This is a genomic window from Kitasatospora sp. NPDC048540 (assembly GCF_040651175.1).
Classification (GTDB): domain Bacteria; phylum Actinomycetota; class Actinomycetes; order Streptomycetales; family Streptomycetaceae; genus Kitasatospora.
Window position 1 is genome coordinate 16,924 of the sequence record NZ_JBEZIR010000078.1, and the last position, 23,348, is coordinate 40,271.

General features: G+C 73.3%; 21 protein-coding genes and 1 pseudogene. 17 read left to right on the plus strand and 5 right to left on the minus strand.

The genetic code is table 11. From position 1 onward, the window contains the following. The first annotated feature begins 161 nt into the window (after window positions 1-161). The 3 genes from AB0D08_RS26455 to AB0D08_RS26465 all read left to right on the plus strand — a co-directional run bounded on the left by AB0D08_RS26455 (window position 162) and on the right by AB0D08_RS26465 (window position 3,408). Window positions 162-740 (plus strand): TetR/AcrR family transcriptional regulator, encoded by a 579-nt coding sequence (locus AB0D08_RS26455; RefSeq protein ID WP_233289230.1) that lies wholly within the window; start codon window positions 162-164, stop codon window positions 738-740. 208 nt (window positions 741-948) lie between these two features. Further along, window positions 949-2,109: an agmatine deiminase family protein gene (locus tag AB0D08_RS26460; RefSeq protein ID WP_359892167.1), complete on the plus strand. Its 1,161-nt coding sequence runs from the start codon at window positions 949-951 to the stop codon at window positions 2,107-2,109. Between the two features lie 135 nt (window positions 2,110-2,244). After that, window positions 2,245-3,408: an agmatine deiminase family protein gene (locus tag AB0D08_RS26465; RefSeq protein WP_359892170.1), complete on the plus strand. Its 1,164-nt coding sequence runs from the start codon at window positions 2,245-2,247 to the stop codon at window positions 3,406-3,408. A gap of 124 nt (window positions 3,409-3,532) precedes the next feature. Here AB0D08_RS26465 and tatA read toward each other — a convergent pair whose 3' ends face one another. The 3 genes from tatA to AB0D08_RS26480 all read right to left on the minus strand — a co-directional run bounded on the left by tatA (window position 3,533) and on the right by AB0D08_RS26480 (window position 5,110). Continuing rightward, the gene (gene tatA, locus AB0D08_RS26470) at window positions 3,533-3,781 is read right to left on the minus strand and encodes a Sec-independent protein translocase subunit TatA (protein ID WP_359892173.1); all 249 of its coding nucleotides are present in this window, start codon (window positions 3,779-3,781) and stop codon (window positions 3,533-3,535) included. A 58-nt stretch (window positions 3,782-3,839) separates the two neighbouring features. After that, window positions 3,840-4,247 carry an ATP-binding protein gene (locus tag AB0D08_RS26475; RefSeq protein WP_359892176.1) on the minus strand — a complete coding sequence of 136 codons (408 nt, stop codon included), beginning with the start codon at window positions 4,245-4,247 and terminating at the stop codon, window positions 3,840-3,842. A 290-nt stretch (window positions 4,248-4,537) separates the two neighbouring features. Continuing rightward, on the minus strand, window positions 4,538-5,110 hold the full coding sequence (locus AB0D08_RS26480; RefSeq protein WP_359892180.1) for a TetR/AcrR family transcriptional regulator: 573 nt from the start codon (window positions 5,108-5,110) through the stop codon (window positions 4,538-4,540). 260 nt (window positions 5,111-5,370) lie between these two features. On the opposite strand from AB0D08_RS26480, the gene AB0D08_RS26485 reads away from it, so the two are divergent. From AB0D08_RS26485 to AB0D08_RS26520, 8 genes are all read left to right on the plus strand, one after another. Continuing rightward, window positions 5,371-6,534 (plus strand): agmatine deiminase family protein, encoded by a 1,164-nt coding sequence (locus AB0D08_RS26485; RefSeq protein ID WP_359892183.1) that lies wholly within the window; start codon window positions 5,371-5,373, stop codon window positions 6,532-6,534. Window positions 6,535-6,610: 76 nt separating this feature from the next. Beyond that, the gene (locus tag AB0D08_RS26490; RefSeq protein WP_033818638.1) at window positions 6,611-7,621 is read left to right on the plus strand and encodes an agmatine deiminase family protein; all 1,011 of its coding nucleotides are present in this window, start codon (window positions 6,611-6,613) and stop codon (window positions 7,619-7,621) included. Window positions 7,622-7,738: 117 nt separating this feature from the next. After that, window positions 7,739-9,430: an ABC transporter substrate-binding protein gene (locus AB0D08_RS26495; RefSeq protein ID WP_359892186.1), complete on the plus strand. Its 1,692-nt coding sequence runs from the start codon at window positions 7,739-7,741 to the stop codon at window positions 9,428-9,430. After that, window positions 9,427-10,386, plus strand: coding sequence for an ABC transporter permease (locus AB0D08_RS26500; RefSeq protein WP_082526278.1), 960 nt, complete (start codon window positions 9,427-9,429; stop codon window positions 10,384-10,386). Before AB0D08_RS26495 ends, AB0D08_RS26500 begins: the two co-directional genes overlap by 4 nt. After that, window positions 10,383-11,237, plus strand: coding sequence for an ABC transporter permease (locus AB0D08_RS26505; protein WP_033818637.1), 855 nt, complete (start codon window positions 10,383-10,385; stop codon window positions 11,235-11,237). The genes AB0D08_RS26500 and AB0D08_RS26505 overlap by 4 nt, the downstream gene beginning before the upstream one ends. Then, the gene (locus AB0D08_RS26510) at window positions 11,234-12,214 is read left to right on the plus strand and encodes an ABC transporter ATP-binding protein (RefSeq protein WP_359892190.1); all 981 of its coding nucleotides are present in this window, start codon (window positions 11,234-11,236) and stop codon (window positions 12,212-12,214) included. The genes AB0D08_RS26505 and AB0D08_RS26510 overlap by 4 nt, the downstream gene beginning before the upstream one ends. 49 nt (window positions 12,215-12,263) lie before the next feature. Further along, window positions 12,264-13,061, plus strand: coding sequence for an ATP-binding cassette domain-containing protein (locus tag AB0D08_RS26515; RefSeq protein ID WP_359892193.1), 798 nt, complete (start codon window positions 12,264-12,266; stop codon window positions 13,059-13,061). Window positions 13,062-13,175: 114 nt separating this feature from the next. Next, window positions 13,176-14,360, plus strand: a complete 1,185-nt coding sequence (locus tag AB0D08_RS26520; protein ID WP_359892196.1) for an agmatine deiminase family protein — start codon at window positions 13,176-13,178, stop codon at window positions 14,358-14,360. Window positions 14,361-14,379: 19 nt separating this feature from the next. Here the strand turns inward: AB0D08_RS26520 and AB0D08_RS26525 are convergent, their stop codons facing one another. Further along, window positions 14,380-15,030 carry a TetR family transcriptional regulator C-terminal domain-containing protein gene (locus tag AB0D08_RS26525; protein ID WP_359892198.1) on the minus strand — a complete coding sequence of 217 codons (651 nt, stop codon included), beginning with the start codon at window positions 15,028-15,030 and terminating at the stop codon, window positions 14,380-14,382. Window positions 15,031-15,368: 338 nt separating this feature from the next. Between AB0D08_RS26525 and AB0D08_RS26530 the strand changes: the two genes are divergently transcribed. The 5 genes and pseudogenes from AB0D08_RS26530 to AB0D08_RS26550 form a co-directional block, all read left to right on the plus strand. Further along, window positions 15,369-16,616, plus strand: a complete 1,248-nt coding sequence (locus AB0D08_RS26530) for an agmatine deiminase family protein (protein WP_359892201.1) — start codon at window positions 15,369-15,371, stop codon at window positions 16,614-16,616. 234 nt (window positions 16,617-16,850) lie between these two features. Beyond that, window positions 16,851-18,041, plus strand: a complete 1,191-nt coding sequence (locus tag AB0D08_RS26535) for an agmatine deiminase family protein (RefSeq protein WP_359892204.1) — start codon at window positions 16,851-16,853, stop codon at window positions 18,039-18,041. A 182-nt stretch (window positions 18,042-18,223) separates the two neighbouring features. Next, complete coding sequence (locus AB0D08_RS26540; protein WP_033819947.1) at window positions 18,224-19,669, plus strand: glyceraldehyde-3-phosphate dehydrogenase; 1,446 nt, start codon at window positions 18,224-18,226, stop codon at window positions 19,667-19,669. A gap of 207 nt (window positions 19,670-19,876) precedes the next feature. Further along, window positions 19,877-21,172 (plus strand): diaminopimelate decarboxylase, encoded by a 1,296-nt coding sequence (locus AB0D08_RS26545; RefSeq protein WP_359892207.1) that lies wholly within the window; start codon window positions 19,877-19,879, stop codon window positions 21,170-21,172. Between the two features lie 71 nt (window positions 21,173-21,243). Then, window positions 21,244-21,372 (plus strand): annotated as a pseudogene (locus AB0D08_RS26550) (type I methionyl aminopeptidase); the annotation flags it as partial. A gap of 48 nt (window positions 21,373-21,420) precedes the next feature. On the opposite strand, the gene AB0D08_RS26555 reads toward AB0D08_RS26550, so the two are convergent. After that, window positions 21,421-22,479: a protein kinase family protein gene (locus AB0D08_RS26555; RefSeq protein WP_359892210.1), complete on the minus strand. Its 1,059-nt coding sequence runs from the start codon at window positions 22,477-22,479 to the stop codon at window positions 21,421-21,423. Window positions 22,480-22,590: 111 nt separating this feature from the next. Here AB0D08_RS26555 and AB0D08_RS26560 point away from each other — a divergent pair. Next, window positions 22,591-23,348: ribonuclease H (locus AB0D08_RS26560; protein WP_359892213.1), on the plus strand; the 758-nt coding region annotated here is incomplete at its 3' end.

Consider the following 23,348-nt stretch of genomic DNA (forward strand, 5'->3'; position numbering starts at 1 on the left):
GGTGGGGTCGGCACCGGTGAACGGGCTCGTGGAGGAGCGGCCGGCGTGCGGGCGGACCCGGCTCGGGGAGGCGGCCGCTCTGCCCGGCACCCTACCCGACTGTAATTTCAGTCAGGAACGGGGTTCAGTCCTGCCCGGGACCCCGGGTAGGGTGGTGCCTCGTGGCTGACCGGAGAACCTCGATCATGGAAGCGGCCGCGCGGGTCATCGCCCGGCGCGGAGTCCGCGGGCTGCGCGTGGAGGAGCTGGCCGCAGAGGCGGGCGTGTCCACGGCGCTGATCTACTACCACTTCAAGGACCGCACCGGCATCCTGCGGGCGACCATGGAGTTCATCAGCGACCGCGCCGAGCGGTACACCACCGAGCGCCAGGCCGACGGTCCGCCGCTGGACGCCAGGGGGGAGCTGGAGCAGACCCTGCTGCTGGAGTTCCAGGACACCCCCGAGGTGCGGGAGAACAGCACGGCCTGGGGTGAGCTGCGGGCCAGTGCGGTGTTCGAGCCCGAGCTGCGCGAGGACCTGGCCCGGGCGACCCTGGTCTGGGTCCAGGAGATCGCCGAACTACTGGGCCAGGTGCGGCCGATGAGCGGCGCCGCCGCCCTCGCCGGTTCCGCCGAGCGCCTGACCGCGCTGCTGGAGGGGCTGAGCGTGCGCTGGCTCAGCGGCAGTCTCCCGCTCGCCCATGCGCGCGAGCTGATGGCGGGCGCGATTGACAGCGAACTGGCGCGGCTCGCCGGCTGACCCGGAGCCCGCCGCGGCGCTGCCGTCCTTCGCATCCTGCCCCCGTCGGCCGACCGGCGGGGGCAGTGGCATGTCGGCGCCGACCGCGGATCCTACAGGGGAGGCCGATGATCACGTCCTTGACTGAATTTTCAGTCAATGCGACAGTGTGGGCACGGCGGCGCGCAGGTCCCGCCCGCCGGACGCGATACTTGATCTGGAGACCCACATGAACGACCACCGCACCGCAGGAAGCTCCCTCGTCGACCGCTTCTTCGGCGCCCGCCCCTCTCGGCGCTCCGTCCTGGGTGCGGCGGGCGCGGGTGCGGCGGGCCTCGCCCTGGGATCGGTCGCGTCGGGCGCACCGGCCTCCGCCGCGGCACTTCCGTGCTGGTGGGTCCCGGCGGACGACGTACCGCACGCCCGCACCTGGATGTCCTGGCCGTCCCGCAAGTCCGTCTGGGGCCGCCAGCTGGCCGGGGTCCAGCAGGACATCGCGCTGATCGCCCGGACGATCGCCCAGTTCGAGCCGGTGGTGCTGTGCGCCCCGGACGCCGACACGGCCGCGGACGCCCGCGCCCGGTGCGGCCCCGGGGTCACGGTGACGGAAGCGGTCGCCACCGACGACCTGTGGATGCGCGACACCGCCCCGGTCTTCCGGCGCGACGGCTACGGCGGCCTGGACGCCGTGGGCCTCAACTTCAACGGCTGGGGCAACAAGCAGACCCACGCGTACGACGCCGAGGTCGCCCGCACCATCGCCGACCGCAACCGGCTCCGCTTCACCAGGGCGGACTTCGTCGGCGAGGGCGGAGCCGTCGAGACGGACGGCGACGGCACCGTGATGGCCACCGAGAGCAGCCTCGTCAACAAGAACCGCAACCGCGGCATGAGCCGCGACGCGATCGAGGACGCGGTGCTGCACGCCTACGGCGCCGACAAGATGATCTGGGTGCCGGGCATCAAGGGCGAGGACATCACCGACGACCACATCGACGTCACCTCCCGCTTCGTGCGGCCCGGCGTCGTCATGGTGCAGCTGCCCCCGGCGGACCGCAACGACGTCTGGGCTCGTGACGCCCGTCAGCAGTCCGACATCCTCTCGCGCGCCACCGACGCCCGGGGCCGCCGCCTCCAGGTCATCCGGATCGACGGCCCCGACACCGTACGGTCCAAGGATCCGAAGTTCGTCGACTCGTACCTCAACTTCCACCTCGTCAACGGCGGTGTCATCACCGCGCAGTTCGGCGACCAGGCCAAGGACGCCGCGGCCCGCCGCGCGCTGGCCGCGGCGTTCCCCGGCCGCGAGGTCGTCCAGCTCGACGTCGACCGGCTGATGGCCGGCGGCGGCGGCATCCACTGCTCGACCATGCACGAGCCGCTGCCGTAGCACCGCGCCCCGCACCCGGGCCCCGTAGGTCCTCGCCCCGGGGCCCCAGGTCCGCGCGCCGGGGCCGTCGGGCCGACCGCTTTCGGCCCCGCCGCCCCTGACGAGCCCGTTGTCCCCTTCCCACCGGAGTGTGTCGTGACAGCTTTCCCCCCGTCCCGCCGAACCGTGCTGCGCGCCGCCGCCGGCGTCGGTCTGCTGACCCTGGGAGGTGTCGCGTGCTCGCCGTTCGGCGAGGACGACGCGGCGCCCGAGTCGCCGGCGGCGGGCCGGGGCGCGGCACCCGGCCGCCGGTTCGGCGCGGAGTGGGAGAGCCACGCGCGGACCTTCATGTCCTGGCCGGCGTCGGCCGGCATCTGGGACAGTCAACTGCCGGACGTCCGGCAGGACATCGCCGGGCTGGCCCGCGCCGTCTCCGGCTACGAGCCGGTGGTGATGTTCGCGCGGCCCGCCCAGGCCGAGGCTGCGCAGCGGGCCTGCGGGGACGGCGTCGAGGTCGTCCCGCTACCGGTGGACGACCTGTGGGCGCGGGACACCGTACCGGTGTTCGTCGAGGACTCGGGCACCCTGAAGGGCGTCGACCTCAACTTCAGCGGCTGGGGGAACAAGCAGAAGGAGCACGGCAACGACACCGCGCTGGCCGGTGCGCTGCTCGCCCGGTACGGCCTCGGGCGGGTGACCACGCCGCTGGTCGCCGAGGGCGGGTCGTTCGAGACCGACGGCCAGGGGACGTTGCTGGTCACCGAGAGCTCGGTGGTCAACGAGCGCCGCAATCCCGGCAGGTCCCGGGACGAGATCGAGGCCGAGCTCAAGGCGGCGCTGGGCGTGACGAAGGTGATCTGGTTCGCCGGTGTCCGGGACCAGGACATCACGGACGCCCACGTCGACTGCCTGGTGCGGTTCGCGGCGCCCGGTGTGGTGCTGCTGGACCAGCCGTTCCCCGGGGCGCCCGACGACGTCTGGTCGCGGTCCGCGGCCCAGGCGAAGGAGGTGCTGAAGGACGCCACGGACGCGGCCGGCAAGCCCCTGCAGGTGATCGAGCTGCCCCAGCCGGACCCGGACCGGATCACCGGGCGCGGGGACGCCTTCGTCTCCTCGTACATCAACTTCTACGTCGCCAACAAGTCGCTGTTCCTGCCGCGCTTCGGCGACGCGGCGGCCGACGACCGGGCCCGGCAGATCCTGCGGGAGCACTTCCCGGGGCGGGACATCGTCCCCCTCAAGATCGACAACATCGCGTCGGGCGGCGGCGGCATCCACTGCTCCACCCACGATCAGCCCGGGACCCCGGCGGCCGGCTGACGGCGGGACGCGTCCGTGGAGCGGCCGGGCGGGAGGGCCGCTCAACGGGCGCGCGAGGGAGGGGGCAGGCACCGAGGTGCCTGCCCCCTTTCGCTGTGGACCGGGTGCGTAGGTGGCGTCGCGCTCAGTCGGCCCGGGGCGACGTGACCTGAGGTGTGACCTCCGGCGTGGTCCGGGCCGGGGTCGCCGGCGGTGCGGTGCCGGGCTCCGGCTCGGCGCCGTCCTCGCGCAGCGCGGCCGTCTCGGCCTTCAGGATGCGCATGGACCGGCCGAGCCCGCGGGCCATCTCGGGCAGCTTCTTCGAGCCGAACAGCAGGACGACCACGGCCACCACGATGAGGATGTGCCAGGGTTCGAATCCGTTGCGGAGCACGGGTGGGTCACCGGACCTTTCGGGTCGTACGGCCGGACGGTCGGGCGGGCGGGAGCCGTCACGCGGCGGTGACGGAGGCCCAGACGGCCTTGCCGCAGGCACCGAAGGGCGCGACGCCCCAGACGTCGGCCAGCGCCTCGACCAGGGCCAGGCCACGGCCGCCGGTCCGTACGGTGCTCTCCGGCAGCCGCTCGACCGGGGCGGGGGAATGGTCGGCGACCACGATCAGCACCCGGCCGTCGCGGAGCTCCATCACCACCGAGGCGGCCGCGCCGTGCAGCACGGCGTTGGTCAGCAGCTCCGACAGCAGCAGACAGGGCGTGTCGGGGTCGGCCCCGGCGGCGGTCAGGGCGTCGCGCAGCAGCCGCCGCACGGCGCCCACCCCGGCGGGCGTGGCGGCCGGCCGGATGTCGAACCGGAATCCTGGCGGAGCCTCGACCGGCGGGTCGAGCAGGTGTGCAAGCATCGGAAGGTGCTCCCAGTCTCCTGGACTTCGCCCTGCGGGTGAGGGCCGGCCCCGGCATCGCGTCGAGGCGTCCGGTGACGAGGCGTCTTGCGTCGAGGCGATCGTGCGGGGGTGCCCATGGACCCGGAGCGACGGTGCGGTCCGGCCTCCTCCGATGCCGTGGGACACGTGCCGGGCGGAGTGCGACGGGGTGTGCGGTGTCGGAGGGTTGGGTTCATGGGGGTATGGCGACCACTGTCGCATTGACTGAAAATTCAGTCAATAGCTCGGACAGGCCCCGGTCGGCGGGGTCAGAGCGGGCGCAGCTCGGCGTCGATGGCGTCGCGCAGCAGCCGGCGGGCGTGGTCGAGCGGGAGGGAGCCGCTGAGCCAGCGGACGCTGAGGCCTTCGAGCAGGGAGGTGAGGCGTTCGGCCGAGGCCGCGTGGGCCGGCGCCGTCCCGGCGGGGTGGGCGCGGCCGAGCAGTTCGGCGATCTCGTGGACCCAGGTGTGGGTGGCCTTGGCGAGCTCCTCGCGCAGGTCCGGTTCGAAGACCGCGCTGGCCCTCAGTTCGCCCCAGGCGGTGCTGTTCTCCCGTACCTCGGCGGTGTCCTGGAGTTCCAGCAGCAGGACCTGTTCGAGTTCGGCCCGCGGGCTGTCGGACGGTGCGGCGGGGTCGCGTTCCGCGGTGTACCGGTCCGCGCGGTCGCTGATGAACTCCAGCGTCTGGCGCAGGATCCCGGCCCGGTCGGTGAAGTGGTAGTAGATCAGCGAGGTCGACACCCCCGCTTCGGCTGCCAGTTCTCCCACGCGTAGCCCGCGCACCCCACGCCGCGTGATGACGCGGGTGGCCGCTCTGAGTATCTCTGTTCGACGGTCCGACACGAGCGATCACTCTACCGGGTGGCATGGCGTTGTGAAGCAGATTTCCTGATCGAATTCTCAGGGTGGATCCGGCGGTGGGTGATCTTCGATATCCCAGGTCAGTGGCGGGTGTTCGGGACGGCCCGGTGGTGCCCCGGGCTGCGTGCGGCCCTCCTGGTGCCGGGTCGGCCGGTTAAGGGGCGCGAGAGTATTGACTGAATTTTCAGTTGGGGGCAGGATGCGTGGCACACCACACCTCCCAGCACCCTCCAGGGAGTCCTATGAACACGCCAGCCCCCTCCCGCCGAACCGTTCTCCGGCTCGGCGCCGCCGCGGTGCCCCTGGTCGCGCTCGGTGCGGGCCTGCCGGCGGCGGCGCGGGCCGAGTCGGCCGGCCCGGCCGCCACCGCGCTGCGGATGCCGGCCGAGCACGACCGGCACGACCGCACCTTCATGGCCTGGCCGGCGCTCTCCTCCGTCTGGCGCGACCAACTCGGCGCCGTCCGGCGGGACATCGCGAACATCGCCCATGCGATCTCGCGCTACGAACCGGTCGTACTGCTCGCCCGCCCCGCCCAGGCCGCCGACGCCCGCTACGCCTGCGGCCCGGGTGCGTACCACCCGATCGACGTGCTGGAGATCGCCAACGACGACCTGTGGATCCGCGACTTCGGCCCGACCTTCGTGGTCGGCCCCGGCGCCATCGCCGGCGTGGACACCAACTTCAACGGCTGGGGCAAGACCGGCACCCGGTACGCCCAGCCGTTCGCCAACGACGCCGAGGCCGCCGCGGCGCTGCTGGACCGGTACGGCATCGACCGGATCCGCGCCCCGTTCACCGGCGAGGGCGGCGCACTGGAGACCGACGGCCAGGGCACCCTGCTGGCCACCGAGAGCTCCCTGGTCAACGCCAACCGCAACCCGGGAGCCACCCGGGACCAGGTCGAGGCGGCCCTCAGGTCCTCGCTCGGGATCGACAAGGTGATCTGGATCCCGGGCCTGGCCGGCCAGGACATCACCGACGCGCACGTCGACTACCTGGCCCGCTTCACCGCTCCCGGCCAGGTCGTCCTCGACCGGCCCGCCCCCGGCGCGGACGCCAAGTGGGTCGCCGTCCACGAGCAGGCCCGGGACATCCTGCGCGGCGCCACCGACGCCCGTGGCCGCTCCCTCACCGTCACCGAACTGGCCTGCCCCGACCCGGGCCGGATCCGCGGCCGCGGCAAGGAGTTCCTGGCCAGCTACACCAACTTCTACGTCGTCAACGGTGCCGTCCTGGTACCGCAGTTCGGCCACCCCGAGGCGGACGCCGCCGCCTACGCGGTGCTCCGGGCCGCCTACCCCGGGCGCGACGTCGTCCAGCTCGACATCGACGCGGTCGCGGGCGGCGGCGGTGGCATCCACTGCGCCACCCAGTCGCAGCCCGCCGTGCCGCCCGCCGGCTGACCCGCGCCCCCTCCACCCACCCCGCCCCTCCACCCCCCGTTGGCGCAACCCGCGCACACCCGCACAGGAGAACACCATGACCTTCCGCATGCCCGCCGAGTGGACCGAGCACGAGGGCTGCCTGATGGCCTGGCCCACCAGGGTCGAGCTGTGGGGCGAGACCTTCGAGGAGATCAAGCACGAGTACGCGCAGGTCGCCCGGGCGATCTCGGAGTTCGAGCCGGTGACCATGGTCGCCTGCCCCGGCCAGGGCGAGGAGGCCCGCGCCCTGTGCGGCGACGGCGTCGAGGTGGTGGAGCTGCCGCTGGACGACTCCTGGTTCCGCGACTCCGGCCCGATCTTCGTCCTCGGCCCGGACGGCGAGCGCGCCGGCGTCGACTTCCGGTTCAACGCCTGGGGCCGGAAGCACCACCCCTTCGACACCGACGACAAGATCGCCTCCGCCCTGCTGGAGCGGCTCGGCGTCGAGCGGATCGACTCCCGGATGATCCTGGAGGGCGGCGCGATCACCGTCGACGGCGAGGGCACGCTGATCACCACCGAGCAGTGCCTGCTCAACCCCAACCGGAACCCCGGGATGAGCAAGGCCGAGATCGAGGCCGAGCTGATCGCCAAGCTCGGCGTCACCACGGTGATCTGGCTGCCGTACGGCGGCCTGCTGGACACCGAGACCGACGGCCACGTCGACGGCGTCTGCGCCTTCGTCGCCCCCGGCAAGGTCGTGGTCCAGCTGCCCTCCGACCCCGCCCACCCCGACTACGAGCGGATGCGCGCCAACCGCGAGGTGCTGGCGGCCGCCGTCGACGCCCAGGGCCGCGAGCTGGAGATCCTGGACCTGCCGCAGAGTGCGTTCGTGCAGGTCAACGGCAAGGAGACCGAGGTGGGCTACCTCAACTTCTACATCGCCAACGGTGGCGTCGTCGTCCCGGTCGCCGACGTGCCCGAGGACGAGGGAGCCCTGGCCGTGCTCGCGGCCGCCCTGCCCGGCCGCAAGGTCGTCGGTGTCCGTTCCCGGGTGATCGCCTACGGCGGTGGCGGCGTCCACTGCATCACCCAGCAGGTGCCGGCCGCCCGACCCGCGGTGTGACCTTCCGCACCACCACCCGGTCCAGGACCACCCTTGCCGCGCCCCTGCGCCCCCGCCGACCCGCAGGACGCTGACCACCTCCTCGCCACCCCCGTGAGCACGGAAGAGAGAACACCGATGACGGACCCCCAGGACGGGGCAAGAGCCCACAGAGCCCCGCACCGCCGTCCGGCCGCTCACCGGCCGACCGTCCGCCGGCTGGCCCTGCCCGCCGCCGCCCTCGCCGCCTTCACCCTGGTCGCGGCCTGCGCCGGACCGCCGAAGAGCGGCGGCGGCGCCGACGGCACCGGGTTCACCCTGTCCGCCGACACCCCGGCGGCCAAGGGCCCGATCGACTCCTTCACCTGGGCGCTGTACGCCGAGCCCCCCACGCTCGACTACATCTCGGCGTTCGACTACCCGCAGAACACCATCCTCTCCAACGTCTGCGAGAGCCTGATGCGGTGGACCCCGCAGCTGACGCTCGCCCCGGGGCTGGCCGAGAAGGCCACCAACCCGGACCCGACCACCTGGGTCTACGACCTGCGTCCCGGCGTCCACTTCCACGACGGCACCGTGATGACCGCCGACGACGTGGTGTACAGCCTCGGCCGCCAGATGAACCCCGACAACGCGGCGGCCTGGGCCCAGCAGTTCCAGAACGTCAGCACCATCACCAGGACCGGCCCGCTGCAGGTCACCGTCAGGCTCACCCAGCCCGACTCGCAGTTCAACCAGTACATGGCCACCGCGGCCGGTGCGGTGGCCTCGCAGGCCGGGGTGGAGGCGGCGGGCAAGGACTACGGCACCAGCGGCAGCCTGGACTGCACCGGCCCGTTCGAGCTCGGCGCCTGGAACAAGGGCCAGTCCATCGAACTGCGCCGCTTCGACGGCTACTGGGGCACCAAGGCCAAGTCCGCCAAGGCCGAGTTCCGCTTCCTCACCGACCCCTCGGCCCGGGTCAACGCCATGATCAGCGGCGAGGCGGACGGCGGCTACCTGATCCCCACCGAGAGCTACGACCGGCTGCGCAACAGCGGCGTCGGCACCCTGTCCTTCGGCGAGGGCCTCAGCACCGTCAACGTCAACGTCACCAACATGCAGGGCGTGCTCGGCGACGTCCGGGTCCGCCAGGCGCTGTCCCTGGCACTCGACCGCTCCGGTTTCGTCAAGGCCGGCCTCGGCGGCGCCGGCAGCGTCACCGGCTCCCTCACCACCCGCGCCGCCTGGGCGGGCGCACCCGAGGACGCCCGCAGGAGCGCCTTCGAAGGGCTCACCCCCACCACCCCCGACCTCGACCGGGCCAAGGCCCTGATCAAGGAGGCCGGGGCCACCGGCAAGACGATCACCGTCGCCACCAGCCCGATCGGCCAGGACGTCTCCCTGCTGGCCACCGCCGTCCAGGCGGCCGGGGCGAGCATCGGACTCGACGTCCAGCTGAAGACCATCGCGCCCAACGCCTTCACCTCGCTGTTCACCTCGGCCGAGGCACGCCAGGGCATCGACATGTTCCCCGAGACCTACTACGACTCCATCACCGACCCGCTCGACCTGCTGGCCAACTTCAAGACCGGCGCCTACCAGAACTTCGCCTCCTACAGCGACCCCGCCTACGACGACCTGGTCAAGCAGGCCACCAACGCCTCCGACCCGGCCCAGCGGTACGCCATCGAGGCCAGGCTCCAGCAGACCGCCTCCCGGCAGCTGCTCTGGATCCCGGTCGCCGAGTGGCCGACCGCGGTCTTCCTGAACAAGCGGATCACCGGCGCGCCCACCACGATCTCCTACATGTACTACCCGTGGGCCGCGGACGTGGGTGCGGCCCGGTGAGCTTCCTGAGATTCGCCGCACGCCGGCTGGCCGAGATGGCCGCCACCCTGTTCGGCGCCTCGTTCGTGATCTTCGGTGCGATGTACCTGGCACCGGGCAGCCCGGCCAGCTTCCTGCTCTCCGGCCGCTCCGCCTCCCCGGAGGCGCTGAAGGCGATCAACGCCCAGTACCACCTGGACGACCCGTTCCTGCTCCAGTACCTGCGCTGGACCGGCCAGATCCTGCACGGCGACTTCGGCCGCTCGATCACCTACCGCACCGACGTCTCCCGGCTGCTCGCCGACCGGCTGCCCGCCACCCTGCTGCTGGTCGCCATGGCCCTGGTGCTGGTGGTCGCGCTCGGCCTGCTGCTCGGCTGGATCGGCGCCGTCCGCGGCGGCGCCACCGACTCGACCATCCTGGTCACCACCACCTTCGCGCTCGGCACGCCCTCCTTCGTCGCGGCGGTCCTGCTCCAGGGCCTGTTCGCGGTCGAGCTCGGCTGGTTCCCGACCGGCGGCACCGGCGAGGGCTTCGGCGACCTGCTGTGGCACCTGACCCTGCCCGCCGTCGCCCTGGCCCTGTACCTGATCGGCATGCTCGCCCGGGTCACCCGCGCCGCGATGCTGGAGGTGCTCGGCCAGGAACACGTCACGGCGGCCCGCAGCCGCGGCGTCGCCCCGCACCAGGTGATCCGCCGGCACGTGTTCCGCAACGCCCTCGGCACCGTGCTCACCACCGGCGGCCTGATCGTCTCCACCCTGCTGGTCTGCACCGTCCTGGTGGAGTCCGCGTTCAGCGTCGGCGGCATCGGCCAGCTCCTCGAACTGTCCACCACCACCAAGGACTTCCCTACCGTGCAGGCCATCTCCCTGATCATGGTGGGGCTGTTCATGACGGTGAACCTGGTGGTCGACCTGCTGCACCCGCTGGTCGACCCCACGGTCACCCTCGGGGCGAGGAGGTCCCCCGCATGAGCACCACCGTCCTGCGCCGACCCGGCCTGGCCCGGATCCGCACCACCCGCGCACCGCTCCAGCGACTGTGCCTCGGCTTCGTCGCCCTGGTCGTGCTGGCCGCACTCCTCGCCCCCTGGCTCGCACCGTACGACCCCAACGGCGTGGACCTCGGCAACGCCCTCGCCGGGCCGTCCGCCGACCACCTGCTCGGCGTCGACGCCTCCGGCCGCGACACCCTGTCCCGGCTGCTCATCGGCGCCCGCACCTCCCTGCTCGGACCGCTCGGCGTGGTCGCCTTCTCCACCCTGGCCGGCGTCGCCGTCGGCGTCGCGGCCGCCTGGCGCGGCGGCTGGCTGGACTCCGTGCTCTCCCGCAGCACCGAGCTGGTCTTCGCCTTCCCCGGCATGCTGCTGGCGATCCTGATCGTCTCCGTGTACGGCGAGGGCCTGCTCGCCCCCGTCATCGCGCTCGCCATCGCCTACCTGCCGTACGTCAGCCGCCTCACCCGCTCCCTGGTGCTCGCCGAACGCCGCCGCAGTTACGTCGAGGCGTACCAGGTCCAGGGCCACTCCGGCCTGCAGATCTGCCTGCGCCACGTGATCCCGGGCATCGCGCCCGTCGTGCTCGCCCAGTCCACCGTCAACTTCGGCTACGCCCTGATCGACCTGGCCGGCCTCTCCTTCCTCGGCCTCGGCGTCCCCGCGCTGACACCCGACTGGGGCCGGATGGTCTTCGACGGCCAGTCCGCCATCCAGCACGGCTACCCGCTCTCGGCGGTGCTGCCCTGCGCCGCCATCGTGCTGACCGTCGTCGCCTTCAACGTCGTCGGCGAGCGCTGGGCCGACCAGGTCGCCAGGAGGGACCGATGACCACCCTCGACATCCAGGCGTACCGGCTGCGCCTGCCCGACACCGCCCGGCCCGTGCTGGCCGGCGTCGACCTCACCGTCGACGCCCGCGAGACCGTCGCCCTGGTCGGCGAGTCCGGCTCCGGCAAGAGCCTCACCTCGCGCAGCGTCCTCGGCCTGCTGCCGAAGGGCGCCGCCACCGAGGGCAGCGTCCGGGTCAACGGCGAGGACGTCCTCACCATGACCCCCGAGCAGCTGCGCCGGCTGCGCACCAACACCGCGGCGATGATCTTCCAGGACCCGCGGGCGGCCATCAACCCGCTCCGCCGGATCGGGGACTTCCTCACCGAGAGCGTGCGCCTGAACGCTGGCACCGGCGCGCAGGCGGCCACCGACCGGGCCGTGGAGATGCTGGAGGCGGTCGGCCTGACCGGCGCGGTCCTGCGGCGCTACCCGGGCCAGCTGTCCGGCGGCATGCTCCAGCGCGTCATGATCGCGGCCGCCCTGATGGGCGACCCGGCGCTGATCCTCGCCGACGAACCCACCACCGCCCTCGACGTCACCACCCAGGCGGAGGTCGTGGCCCTCCTCGGCGACCTGCGGGAACGCTTCGGCACCGGACTGCTGTTCGTCACCCACGACCTCGGCCTCGCCGCCGCGATCAGCGACCGGGTGTACGTGATGTACGCCGGACGGATCGCCGAGACCGGTCCGGCCGAAGCCCTCTTCGACCGCCCGCGCCACCCCTACACGGCGGCCCTGCTGAACTCGACCCCGCGGCTGGAGGCCCCGCAGGGCCGGCTCGCCGCCATCGAGGGCCGCCCGCCGGGGCTGCGGGAGGAACTGACCGGCTGCCCGTTCGCCGCCCGCTGCCCGCTGGCGACCTACCTGTGCGGCCAGCAGGCACCCGCCCTGCTGCCGGTGCCGGGCGAACCCGCCCGCCGGGTGGCCTGCCACCACAGCGACCGGACCGGCGAGGGGAGCCACGCCGATGCGTAGCACAGCCACCGGGAGCACCCCCGCGACCCGGCCGGAGGGAGAGCCGTCGATGAGGAAGACCGTCCTCGAGGTGCTGGGCCTGCACCGCTCGTACGGGAGCGTCCGGGCGGTGGACGACGTGACCTTCACCCTCGCCGAGGGCAGGTCGCTGGGCATCGTCGGCGAGTCCGGCTCGGGCAAGACCACCACCGCGCGGATCATCGTCGGCCTGGAGAGCGCCGACTCCGGCCGGGTCCTGGTCCACCGGCGGGACCGTACCGAACGGGGCCGGGGCCGGGCCCGGCGCCTGGCCCGGGCCCGCGAGGTGCAGATGGTCTTCCAGGACCCCTATCTCTCGCTGGACCCCCGGATGCCGGTCGGCACCGTCCTGCGAGAGACCCTGCGACTGCACTTCCCCGGCACCGACCACGAGCGGCGGATCACCGAGCTGCTCGACCAGGTCGGCCTCGGCAGCCGGGAGGCCGCCGCGCTGCCCCGGCAGCTGTCCGGAGGGCAGCGCCAGCGCGTCGCCATCGCCCGCGCGCTGGCGGTGGAGCCGGCCGTGCTCGTCCTGGACGAGGCGGTCGCCGCGCTCGACGTGTCGGTGCAGGCGCAGATCCTCAACCTGCTCTCCGACATCCGGACCGAGACCGGCATCGGCTACCTGTTCATCACCCACGACCTCGGTGTGGTGCGCTGCGTCACCGACGAGGTGGTGGTGATGCGGCAGGGGAGGATCGTGGAGTCCGGCCCGACCGCCGAGGTGCTGGCCCGGCCCCGCCACCCGTACACCCGGCTGCTGCTGGACTCCGTCCCCAGGCCCGGCTGGGACCCGCGGAGCATCGCCGCCGCGCGCCGGGCGCTGTGACCCGGCCCGGGCGGCCCGTCCCGGGGTGCGGGCCGCCCGGCAGGTGGGCCACCTGCCGCATACCATCGGGTACCACCCGAATCGTCCAGGTATGCGCACCTCCAGGGGGCCCGCATGAGCCAGCTCGACCTCACCCGCAGGACGCTGCTGCGCTCGGGCCCGGCCCTCGCGGCCGCGGCCGCGGCCCTGCTCGACGGCTGCGGATCGGCCACCACGTCCGCGCCGTCCGACGGACCGTCGGTGGGCCCGGCGGGGCCCACCGGCACCCCCTCGCCCGCCCCGGCGTCCGCCTTCGCCATGCCGGCGGAGTGGCAGCCGCACACCCGGACCTTCATGGCCTGGCCGGCTCTGGAGGAGGTGTGGGGCGACCAGCTGGGCGCCGTCGGGCAGGACATCGCCCGGGTCGCCCAGGCGGTCGCCCGGTTCGAGCCGGTGGTCCTGATGGCGCGCCCGGACCAGAGTGCCGGGGCCCGGCAGCTGGCCGGCCCGGAGGTGGAGGTGATCGACCTCCAGGTGGACGACCTGTGGGCCCGCGACACCGGCCCGACCTTCGTCACCGGCGCGCCCGGCCTGGCCGGGGTGGACCTCAACTTCAACGGCTGGGGCAACAAGCAGACCCACGACGCGGACGGCCAGGTCGCCCGCGAGCTGCTCGACCGGTACGGGATCCGGCGCATCCAGGCGCCGCTGACCGCGGAGGGCGGGGCGCTGGAGGTGGACGGCGAGGGCACCCTGATGGCCACCGAGAGCTCGCTGGTCAACCCCAACCGCAACCCCGGCCGCAGCCGCGAGCAGATCGAGGCGGACCTCGAGGCGCTGCTCGGCGTCCAGCGGGTGATCTGGTTCCAGGGCGTCGCGGGCAAGGACATCACCGACTGCCACATCGACGCACTGGCCCGGTTCGCCGAGCCGGGCGTGGTGGTCCTGCACCGCCCCGGCCCGGACACCCCGCCGGACATCTGGTCCACCGCGTCCGGCCAGGCGCTGCAGGTGCTGCAGGGCGCGACCGACGCCAAGGGCCGCACGCTGCGGATCGTCGAGCTGACCGAGCCCGACTTCTCGAGGATCACCGGTCGCGGCGACGACTTCCTGGCGACCTACCTCAACTACTACGTGGTCAACGGCGGGGTGATCATGCCGAAGTTCGGCGACCGGGCCGCCGACGACCGGGCCGCAGGGGTGCTCGCCGACCTGCACCCGGACCGGGAGGTCGTCCAGGTCCCGATCGACGCCATCGCCGCGGGCGGCGGCGGGATCCACTGCTCGACCCAGCAGCAGCCGGTGGCTGCCGCGACCTGACGTCGCTCCGGGCCCGGGCTCAGCCGCCGGCGCCGGCGGTGGCGGCCAGCCCGTGCATCAGCGCGCGCACCGCCGCGGCGCCGTCGACCTCCGGGTCCAGCGACTCGATGGCGGCCAGCCCGTCCACGGCCGCGGCGGCCGCCTCGCCGAGCGGGCGAGGGTCGAGCCCGCCGCCGCGCTCGTCCGCGAGCACCTGGAACAGGGCGACGAAGCAGGCCCGCCACCGGCGGTACTCCTCGGCCAGCCCGGCCCGCACCCGCTCGTCGTTGAGCGCGAACCAGTGCAGCGCCGAGTGCAGGCGCGACAGGTCGGCGCCCTCCGGCTGGGTCAGCAGGCCGATCACCCGCTCGGCCCGTTCGGCGAAGCCGCCCGGGGCGTCGACCGCCCGCTCCAGGGGGGAGATCCACTCCGGCCGGATGGACTCGATGACGGCCAGGATCAGGTCGGTCCGGTCCTGGAAGTGGTAGTGGCACATGCCGTGGGTCACCCCGCCCGCGGCGGCCACGTTGCGGGTGGTGAACGGGACGCTGCCGTCGCCCGCCAGCAGGGTCCGGGCCGCCGCGATCAGGCGGGCCCGGGTCTGCTCGCCCTTCGCGGACACGCGCGTGCGGCCGGCCGGCCGCTCCGCCGGGACGGGCAGGGATCGGGGGTCACTGGTACCTGTAGCCACCCGCGAACTGTAACGAGTCGGCCGGACCCGGTGGATCCCGTACGGAGAAACCGGCCGCGCCGACCGGGCCGCCGGGTCCGCGCGGGCCCGCCGACGGGTGCGGACCGGCCCGGCGGTCGGGTACGGACGAGCCTTCGGCGGCGGCCGCTCCGGCGCTCCCGCCCGGCCGCTGGAGTCCGTCCAGCCGCGGCTGACCAGGGACGATGCCGCGGCTCCGGGCGGCGCGCGCGACGCCGGAACGGTCCTGCCCAAAGTATTGACCGAGCGCTTGGTCAGTTATAGCTTTCCCACCCATCGGCGGTCGGTTCCGCCGGTTCCCCCACGCGGAGGCTGAGCAGATGAACGAGCAGGTAGCAGCGGAGACTTCGACCGGCAGAGCCGAGATGCCGGTGCTGGGCCGGCGCCGGGTGCTGGCGGCGGCGGGGCTGACCGCCGTCGGCGTGGTCTGGGCGGCGAACAGCGGCAGCTCCCAGGTCGCCCGCGCCGACACCCCCGGCTGCGGCACTCCCACCCCCACGCCGACCCCCACCCCCACGGGCGGCACCGGCACCTTCCGGGTCCCGATCGACACCGTCCGGCACACCCGCACCTGGATGGCCTGGCCCGACTCGACGGCGATCTGGGGCAGCGGCGGCGGTCGCGGCGGCACCTCGCTCGCCGGGATCCAGGCCAACATCGCGCTGATCGCCAACACCATCGCCAAGTACGAGCCGGTCGTCATGTGCGCCAACCCGGCCAGCGCCGCGGCCGCGAAGAAGGCCTGCAATGCCGCCAACGTGACGGTGATCAGCTCCATCCCGGTGGACGACTGCTGGATGCGCGACTCCGGTCCGGTGTTCCGCACCGACGGCGCCGGCGGGCTGGACGCCATCGGCCTGAACTTCAACGGCTGGGGCAACAAGCAGACCCACGCCAAGGACGCCCAGGTCGCCAGGCTGGTCGCCGAGTACGCCGGTGTCGCCTTCACCCCGGCGGCCGGCTTCTGCGCCGAGGGCGGCGCGATCGAGGCCGACGGCGCCGGCACCCTGATGGCCACCCGCAGCAGCATCCTGGACCCCGCCCGCAACGGCGGCATGACCCAGGCCCAGGCCGAGGCCGCGATGTGCGCGGCCTACGGCGCGTCGAAGGTGATCTGGTTCGACGGGTACATCGACTCCGGCGACATCACCCGTGACCACGTGGACGCCACCAGCCGCTTCCTGGAGGTCGGCAAGGGGCTGGTCCAGCAGCCCAACGCCAAGGACGTGAAGGACGGCTGGTACAACGACGAGGTCAACCAGTACAAGGTGCTGGCCGCCGCCACCGACGCCGCGGGCCACGCGTTCGCCGTCACCAAGATCGGCGGCCCGGACTACAACGTGATCCGGTCGACCAACGCCAACTTCGTCGGCTCCTACGCCAACTACTACGTCTGCAACGGCGCGGTCATCTCCGCCCAGTTCGGCGACGCCAAGGCCGACGCCGCCGCCAAGGCCACCCTGCAGAGCCTGTTCCCGGGCCGGGTGATCGAGCAGCTCAACATCGACTCCGTCGGCGCCGGCGGCGGCGGGATCCACTGCGTCACCCAGCCGCAGCCGGTCCCGTAGGCCGGACGGCGCGGGCCGGGCCGGAGCCCCGCGGCTCCCCCCGCCGGCCCGGCCCGGCCCGGCCCGCGCCACCCGCCCGCTCGCGGCTCCCGCCTGCCGCGGTCGGTTCCTGACCGTCCGTGGGAGCGGTTCGGGGGAGTCGGTGCCGGATGTATTGACCGAGCGCTCGGTCAGGAATACGGTCCTCCGCGACCGGGTGGGCAGGTCCACCCGGCCGGTGACGGGAGGTCGGACATGAACGGGCACGACCAGCACGTCTCATCCGTCGGAACGCCCACGCACGGAATCGGCCGCAGGAAGTTCCTCACGGCCGCCGGACTCACCCTCGCGGGCGCCGCGGGCGCCGCCGCGCTCGGCGGCGCCCCCGCGCACGCCACCGGACGCCGGCCGCAGCCGGCGGCCGCCCCCGCGGTGGCCGCCGGCTACGCGGTCCCGATCGACACCGTCCGGCACACCAGGACCTGGATGGCCTGGCCCGACAGCTCGGCCATCTGGGGCCGCCGGCTCGCCGGGGTCCAGGCCGACATCGCGCTGATCGCCAGGACCGTCGCGAAGTACGAGCCGGTCGTCATGTGCGCCAACTCCGCCGGCGTCACCAAGGCGCGCTCCGCGTGCGGCTCCGCCGTCACCGTCATCGGGACCATCCCGGTGGACGACTGCTGGATGCGCGACTCCGGCCCGGTGTTCCGCACCGACGGCGCCGGCGGGCTGGACGCCGTCGGCCTGAACTTCAACGGCTGGGGCAACCGGCAGACCCACGCCAAGGACGCGCTGGTCGCGGCCAAGGTCGCGGCCTACGCCGGAGTGCCCTTCACCGCGGCCGGGTTCGTGGGGGAGGGCGGCGCCATCGAGACGGACGGCGACGGCCTGCTGATGGCGACCAGGAGCAGCCTGCTCGACTCCCGCCGCAACGGCAGCAGGACGCTCGCCCAGATCGAGGCCGCGATGCGCACCGCCTACGGCGCGACGAAGGTCATCTGGTTCCCCGGGGTGACCGGCCAGGACATCACCGGCGACCACGTCGACGCGACCTCCCGCTTCCTCGCCGACGCCACCGCCGTGGTCCAGGCGCCGCTGCCGGCCGACACCGACGTCTGGTCCAACGACGAGCGCCAGCAGTACCAGACGCTCTCCACCTCGACGGACGCCCAGGGCCACCCGCTCACGGTCTCCCGGATCCAGGGCCCCGACTACAACCTGATCCGCTCCTCCGACCCGAACTTCGTCGGCTCCTACGCCAACTACTACCTGTGCAACGGCGCGGTCATCTGCGCCCAGTTCGGGGACACCAGGGCCGACGCCGCCGCCAGGGCGACGCTGGCGGGGATCTTCCCGGGCCGGGCGATCGAGCAGCTCGACATCGACAGCCTCGGCGCGGGCGGCGGAGGCGTGCACTGCGTGACCCAGCCGCAGCCGGTCCCGTAGCGGGACGGGACGCGGCGGTTCGGGCCCGGTGCGGACGGGCCCGAACCGGCCGGGCGGCGCGGGCCCGGGACCGGCCCGGTCGCGGGTGTGGCGGAGACCTCGCTGCTCAGGAGGGTCCGGGCGAGAGGGCGCGATGGCCGAAAGCTAATATGTAAACGTCGCCTAACTCGAAAGATGAACTTGTGACTGTCAATGAGGACGTGTTCACGGACTGGAAGAACCGCGAGGAGATCGCGGAGTCGATGATTCCGATCATCGGCAGGCTGCACCGGGAGAGGGACGTCACCGTCCTGCTGCACAGCCGTTCTTTGGTCAACAAGTCGGTCGTCAGCATTCTCAAGACCCACCGCTTCGCCCGCCAGATCGCCGGCGAGGAGCTCTCGGTCACCGAGACGATGCCCTTCCTCCAGGCGCTCACCGCGCTGGACCTCGGCCCTTCCCAGATCGACATCGGCATGCTGGCCGCGACCTACAAGGCCGGCGACCACGGCCTGAGCGTCGAGGAGTTCACCGCCGGCGCCGTCGCCGGTGCCACCGGTGCCAACAAGCTGGAGCGCCGCGACTCGCGGGACGTCGTGCTGTACGGCTTCGGCCGGATCGGCCGCCTGCTGGCCCGTCTGCTGATCGAGAAGGCCGGCTCCGGCAACGGCCTGCGGCTGCGCGCCATCGTGGTGCGCAACAGCGGTGGTGAGGACCTGGTGAAGCGCGCCTCGCTGCTGCGGCGTGACTCCATCCACGGCCAGTTCCACGGCACGATCACCGTCGACGAGGCGAACAACAAGATCGTCGCCAACGGCCACGAGATCACCGTGATCTACTCGGACGACCCGACGACGGTCGACTACACGGCGTACGGCATCGACGACGCCATCCTCATCGACAACACCGGCCGCTGGCGCGACCGCGAGGGCCTGTCCAAGCACCTGCGCCCCGGCATCGCCAAGGTCGTGCTCACCGCCCCGGGCAAGGGCGACGTGCCCAACATCGTGCACGGCGTCAACCACGACACCATCAAGCCGGACGAGCAGATCCTCTCCTGCGCGTCCTGCACCACCAACGCGATCGTCCCGCCGCTGAAGGCGATGGCCGACGAGTACGGCGTCCTGCGCGGCCACGTGGAGACCGTCCACTCGTACACCAACGACCAGAACCTGCTGGACAACTACCACAGCTCCGACCGGCGCGGCCGGTCGGCGGCGCTGAACATGGTCATCACCGAGACCGGCGCGGCCTCCGCCGTGGCCAAGGCGCTGCCCGACCTGAAGGCGACCATCACGGGCAGCTCGATCCGCGTCCCGGTGCCGGACGTCTCGATCGCGATCCTCAACCTGCAGCTCGCCCGCGAGACCACCCGCGAGGAGGTCCTCGACCACCTCCGCAACGTCTCGCTGACCTCGCCGCTCAAGCGCCAGATCGACTTCATCACCGCCCCCGACGCGGTCTCCAGCGACTTCATCGGCTCGCGGCACGCCTCGATCGTCGACGCCGGCGCGACCAAGGTCGACGGCGACAACGCGATCCTGTACCTGTGGTACGACAACGAGTTCGGCTACTCGTGCCAGGTCATCCGGGTCGTGCAGTACGTCTCCGGCGTGGAGTACCCGACCTACCCGGCCCCGGCGGTCTGATCACCCGGACCCCTGCGCCCGCACCGGCGACCCGGCACCCCGCGTGGGTGCCGGGTCGCCGGCGTTCCCGGGCGTGCGCGGCATGCGGGCCGTTCCGGGGCGGGCGGGCCGCGGCGCCGGCGGCGGTGCGGCCGGGTCGCTGGCAGGCTGGTGGTACGGCCCGGGACGGGTTCCCGGCGCCGTCCGACGACCAGCGGAGTGGCACCCATGACCGGCTTCCAGGCGGCCGAGCGGCGCGAACTGGTCCTGCGCGCGGCGGTCCGCCGGGGACTGCTGCACCCCGAGGACGCGGTGCTGGCGGCCTTCGTCGACCTGGACGGCGTCGCGGCGAGCGTCGCCGCCCTGCACCGCGCGTTCCCTGACCCGGCCGCCGTCACCCACACCTTCGCCGCCAAGGCGAACTGCCTGGTCCCCGTGCTGGAACGGCTGCGCCGCCTCGGCATGGGCTGCGAGGTGGCCGGCCCCGGGGAACTCGCCCAGGCGCTGGCGGCCGGGTTCGCGCCCGAGCGGATCGTCCTCGACTCCCCGGCCAAGACCCGCCCCGAGCTCCGCCGGGCGCTGGAACTCGGCATCGCCGTCAACGCGGACAGCTTCCAGGAACTGGACCGGATCGCCGCGATCCTCACCACCCTGCGCACCCGCTCCCGGATCGGCGTCCGGGTCAACCCGCAGGTCGGCGTCGGGTCCATCGCGGCGATGAGCACCGCGACCGCCACCGCCAAGTTCGGCATCGCCCTGGACGACGAGGGGAACGCCGAACGGCTGCTGCACGCCTTCCGGCAGTGGCCCTGGCTCACCTGGGTGCACGCGCACGTCGGCTCCCAGGGCTGCCCGCTGGAGCTCATCGCCGAAGGCATCGGCAAGGCCGCCGCCTTCGCCGACCGGGTCAACGGCGAGCTCGGCCGGCACCGGGTGGAAGGCCTCGACCTCGGCGGGGGACTGCCGGTGAACTTCGACGACGACCGGACGTCACCCGGGTTCGACGAGTACGTGGCCTGTCTGCGGGCCCGCGTCCCGGCCCTGTTCGACGGCGGGTACCGGCTGGTCACCGAGTTCGGGCGGGCCCTGCTCGCCAAGAACGGCTTCACCGCCGCGTACGTCGAGTACACCAAGACCGCCGGCGGGCGGCCCATCGCGATCACCCACGCCGGGGCGCAGGTCGCCGCGCGGACGGTGTTCCTGCCGGACACCTGGCCGCTGCGGATCAGCGCGCACGACCCCACCGGCACGGCCAGGACCGGCCCGCCGGTGCCCCAGGACATCGCCGGGCCGTGCTGCTTCGCCGGTGACCTGATCGCCAGGGCCCGCCCGTTGCCGCTGCTCGCGCCGGGCGACCTCGTGGCCCTGCTCGACACCGGCGCCTACTTCTTCTCCACCCCGTACCACTACAACAGCCTGCCCGAGCCCGCGGTCCACGGCGCCACCGTCACCGCCGACGGCACCGTACGGTTCGAACTGCTGCGGCCCGCCCAGCGGATCGAGGACCTGATCGTCCGGCCCTGACCGTCCGGCCCTGACCGGCGGCAGGCCGACCGGCTTCGGCGGCCGCAGCTACCCGCTGCGCCACGGTCCGAGGGCACGACGAGTACCGCACCGACCCCGACGGATGGACCCTGCGCACCTCCGACGGCAGCCGGGCCGCCCACCTCCAGCACACCATCGCCATCACCGAGGACGGCCCCCGCATCCTCACGCCGCCCTGACCCGGCCCCCGGGCGCACGACCGGCGCGCCGGACCCTGGGCCCGGCACCTACGCCGGGGTCAGGGCGAGTTCGAGCTCGGCGGCCGGGAAGGGCGTCAGCTTGGTCCCGGTGAGCATCCGACGGCGGAACTCGTTCATGACGGCCGCGACCGGCGCGTGCCGGTCGAGCAGGGCGGCGAGCTCGGGCCGCACGCCCTCCGGCCGGGTGCCGGCGATCCAACGCTGCAGGAACTCCTCGTACCCGGCCGTGGCGTCCGGGACGGCGAGCAGGTGGTGGCGGAGCAGGTGCCGGGAGGTGTGGCCGCGGTCGTAGGCGAGGTGGCCGGAGAGGAACTCGGCCTCGGCCGCCGAGAGTTCGAAGTCCGCGCTGAGGGCGAGCCCGAAGTCCGCGAAGTAGAGCGCCTGCCCGTCGGTGAGGACGTTGTGGAAGTGGGCGTCGAAGTGGACCAGGCCGCGCGAGCGCAGGAAGGCCGCGCCGCGCGCCAGGGACTCCTCCACCCACGGCAGCGGCGCCGCGTCCCGCCGTCCGTCCAGGAACGCGGCGAGGGTCTGCGGTACGTGCTCCAGGAAGAGCACCAGGCTCGACGAGGACCGGCCGATCGCCTCCAGCCGCCCGCGCACCGCCGGGGAACCCTCCCAGTGCCGGACCGCCCCGTCGATCCCGCCGTGCACATCGGCGAAGCCGGTCGGGGGGACGTCGGGCAGCACCCGCCAGTGGTACATCAGCGGGAAGCCCTCGTACTCCTCGGTGAGCACCCAGTGAGTGGTCATCGTGTGGACGGCGAGCTCGCGCCAGGCGCCGAAACCCGAGGAGCCCAGGCCGTACTGGTAGAACGTCGGCAGCCCGAAGAGGTTGGCCGTCGAGCGGACGTTCTCCGGGCGCAGCTCCAGGTCCGTCAGCGGCACCCGCTTGACGAAGACCGGGGCCCCGGCGACCTCCAGCCGCGCCCAGCGGCCGCCGACGCCCGACCCGAGCGGTTCGGCCGCGGCCACCAGCTCGCCGAGCCGGCGGTCGCCGAGCAGGGAGAGCCGGGTGGCGACACTCCCGTAGGCGGCGCGGCGCCGGGCGTACCGGGACCGCGGTCGGCGGGTGTCGGGCGTGGTCATCGGCTGCTCCTCGGTGCCCCGGGGGCGGGGTGCGGTGGTCCGGCGGAAGGGCCCGACCCTATCCGCCGGCGGTGGTCCCGGGAGGCCCTTCCGGCCTGGCATGATCGATGCATGGTCGAACGAGTCATCGCAGCCTGTGACGGAGCAGCCAAAGGCAACCCGGGTCCAGCCGCCTGGGCCTACGTGGTCGCGGACAGCGCCGGGGTCCCGCAGCGCTGGCAGGCCGGTCCGCTCGGGCACAGCACCAACAACGTGGGTGAACTGACGGCGCTGGAGCAGGTGCTGACCGCGACGGACGCCGCCGTGCCGCTGGAGGTCCGCCTCGACAGCACCTACACCCGGGACGCGGCCACCAAGTGGCTCGCCGCGTGGAAGCGCAACGGCTGGAAGACCGCCGCCGGGAAGCCGGTGGCCAACCGGGAGCTGATCCAGCGCATCGACGCCCTGCTCGACGGCCGCGAGGTCACCTTCGTGTACGTGCCCGCCCACCAGGTGAACGGTGACCCGCTCAACGCGATCGCCGACAAGGCCGCCAGCGACGCGGCCCGCACCCAGCAGGCCGCGGGCGGCACCTCGGCGGACCTGCCGGTCCCCGACCCGGTCCCGGCCTCGTCGTCCCGCGGAGGCCGTCCGTCGTCGTCGGCGTCCGGGTCCGGTGCCGCCGCGCCCAAGCGGAAGTCCTCGGGCGGTGCGCCGACCCTCTCGGCGCGGTTCCCCGGCACCTGCCCGTGCACCCGCCCGTATGCCAAGGGCGACAAGATCACCAAGGTCGGCGCCGGCGCGGCGGTCGTCTCCACCCTGCTGTACGCCACCGTCGGCGCCCTGGTCGGCGACACCGCCGCCCGGCACGTCGGCCTCACCGGGCTGGT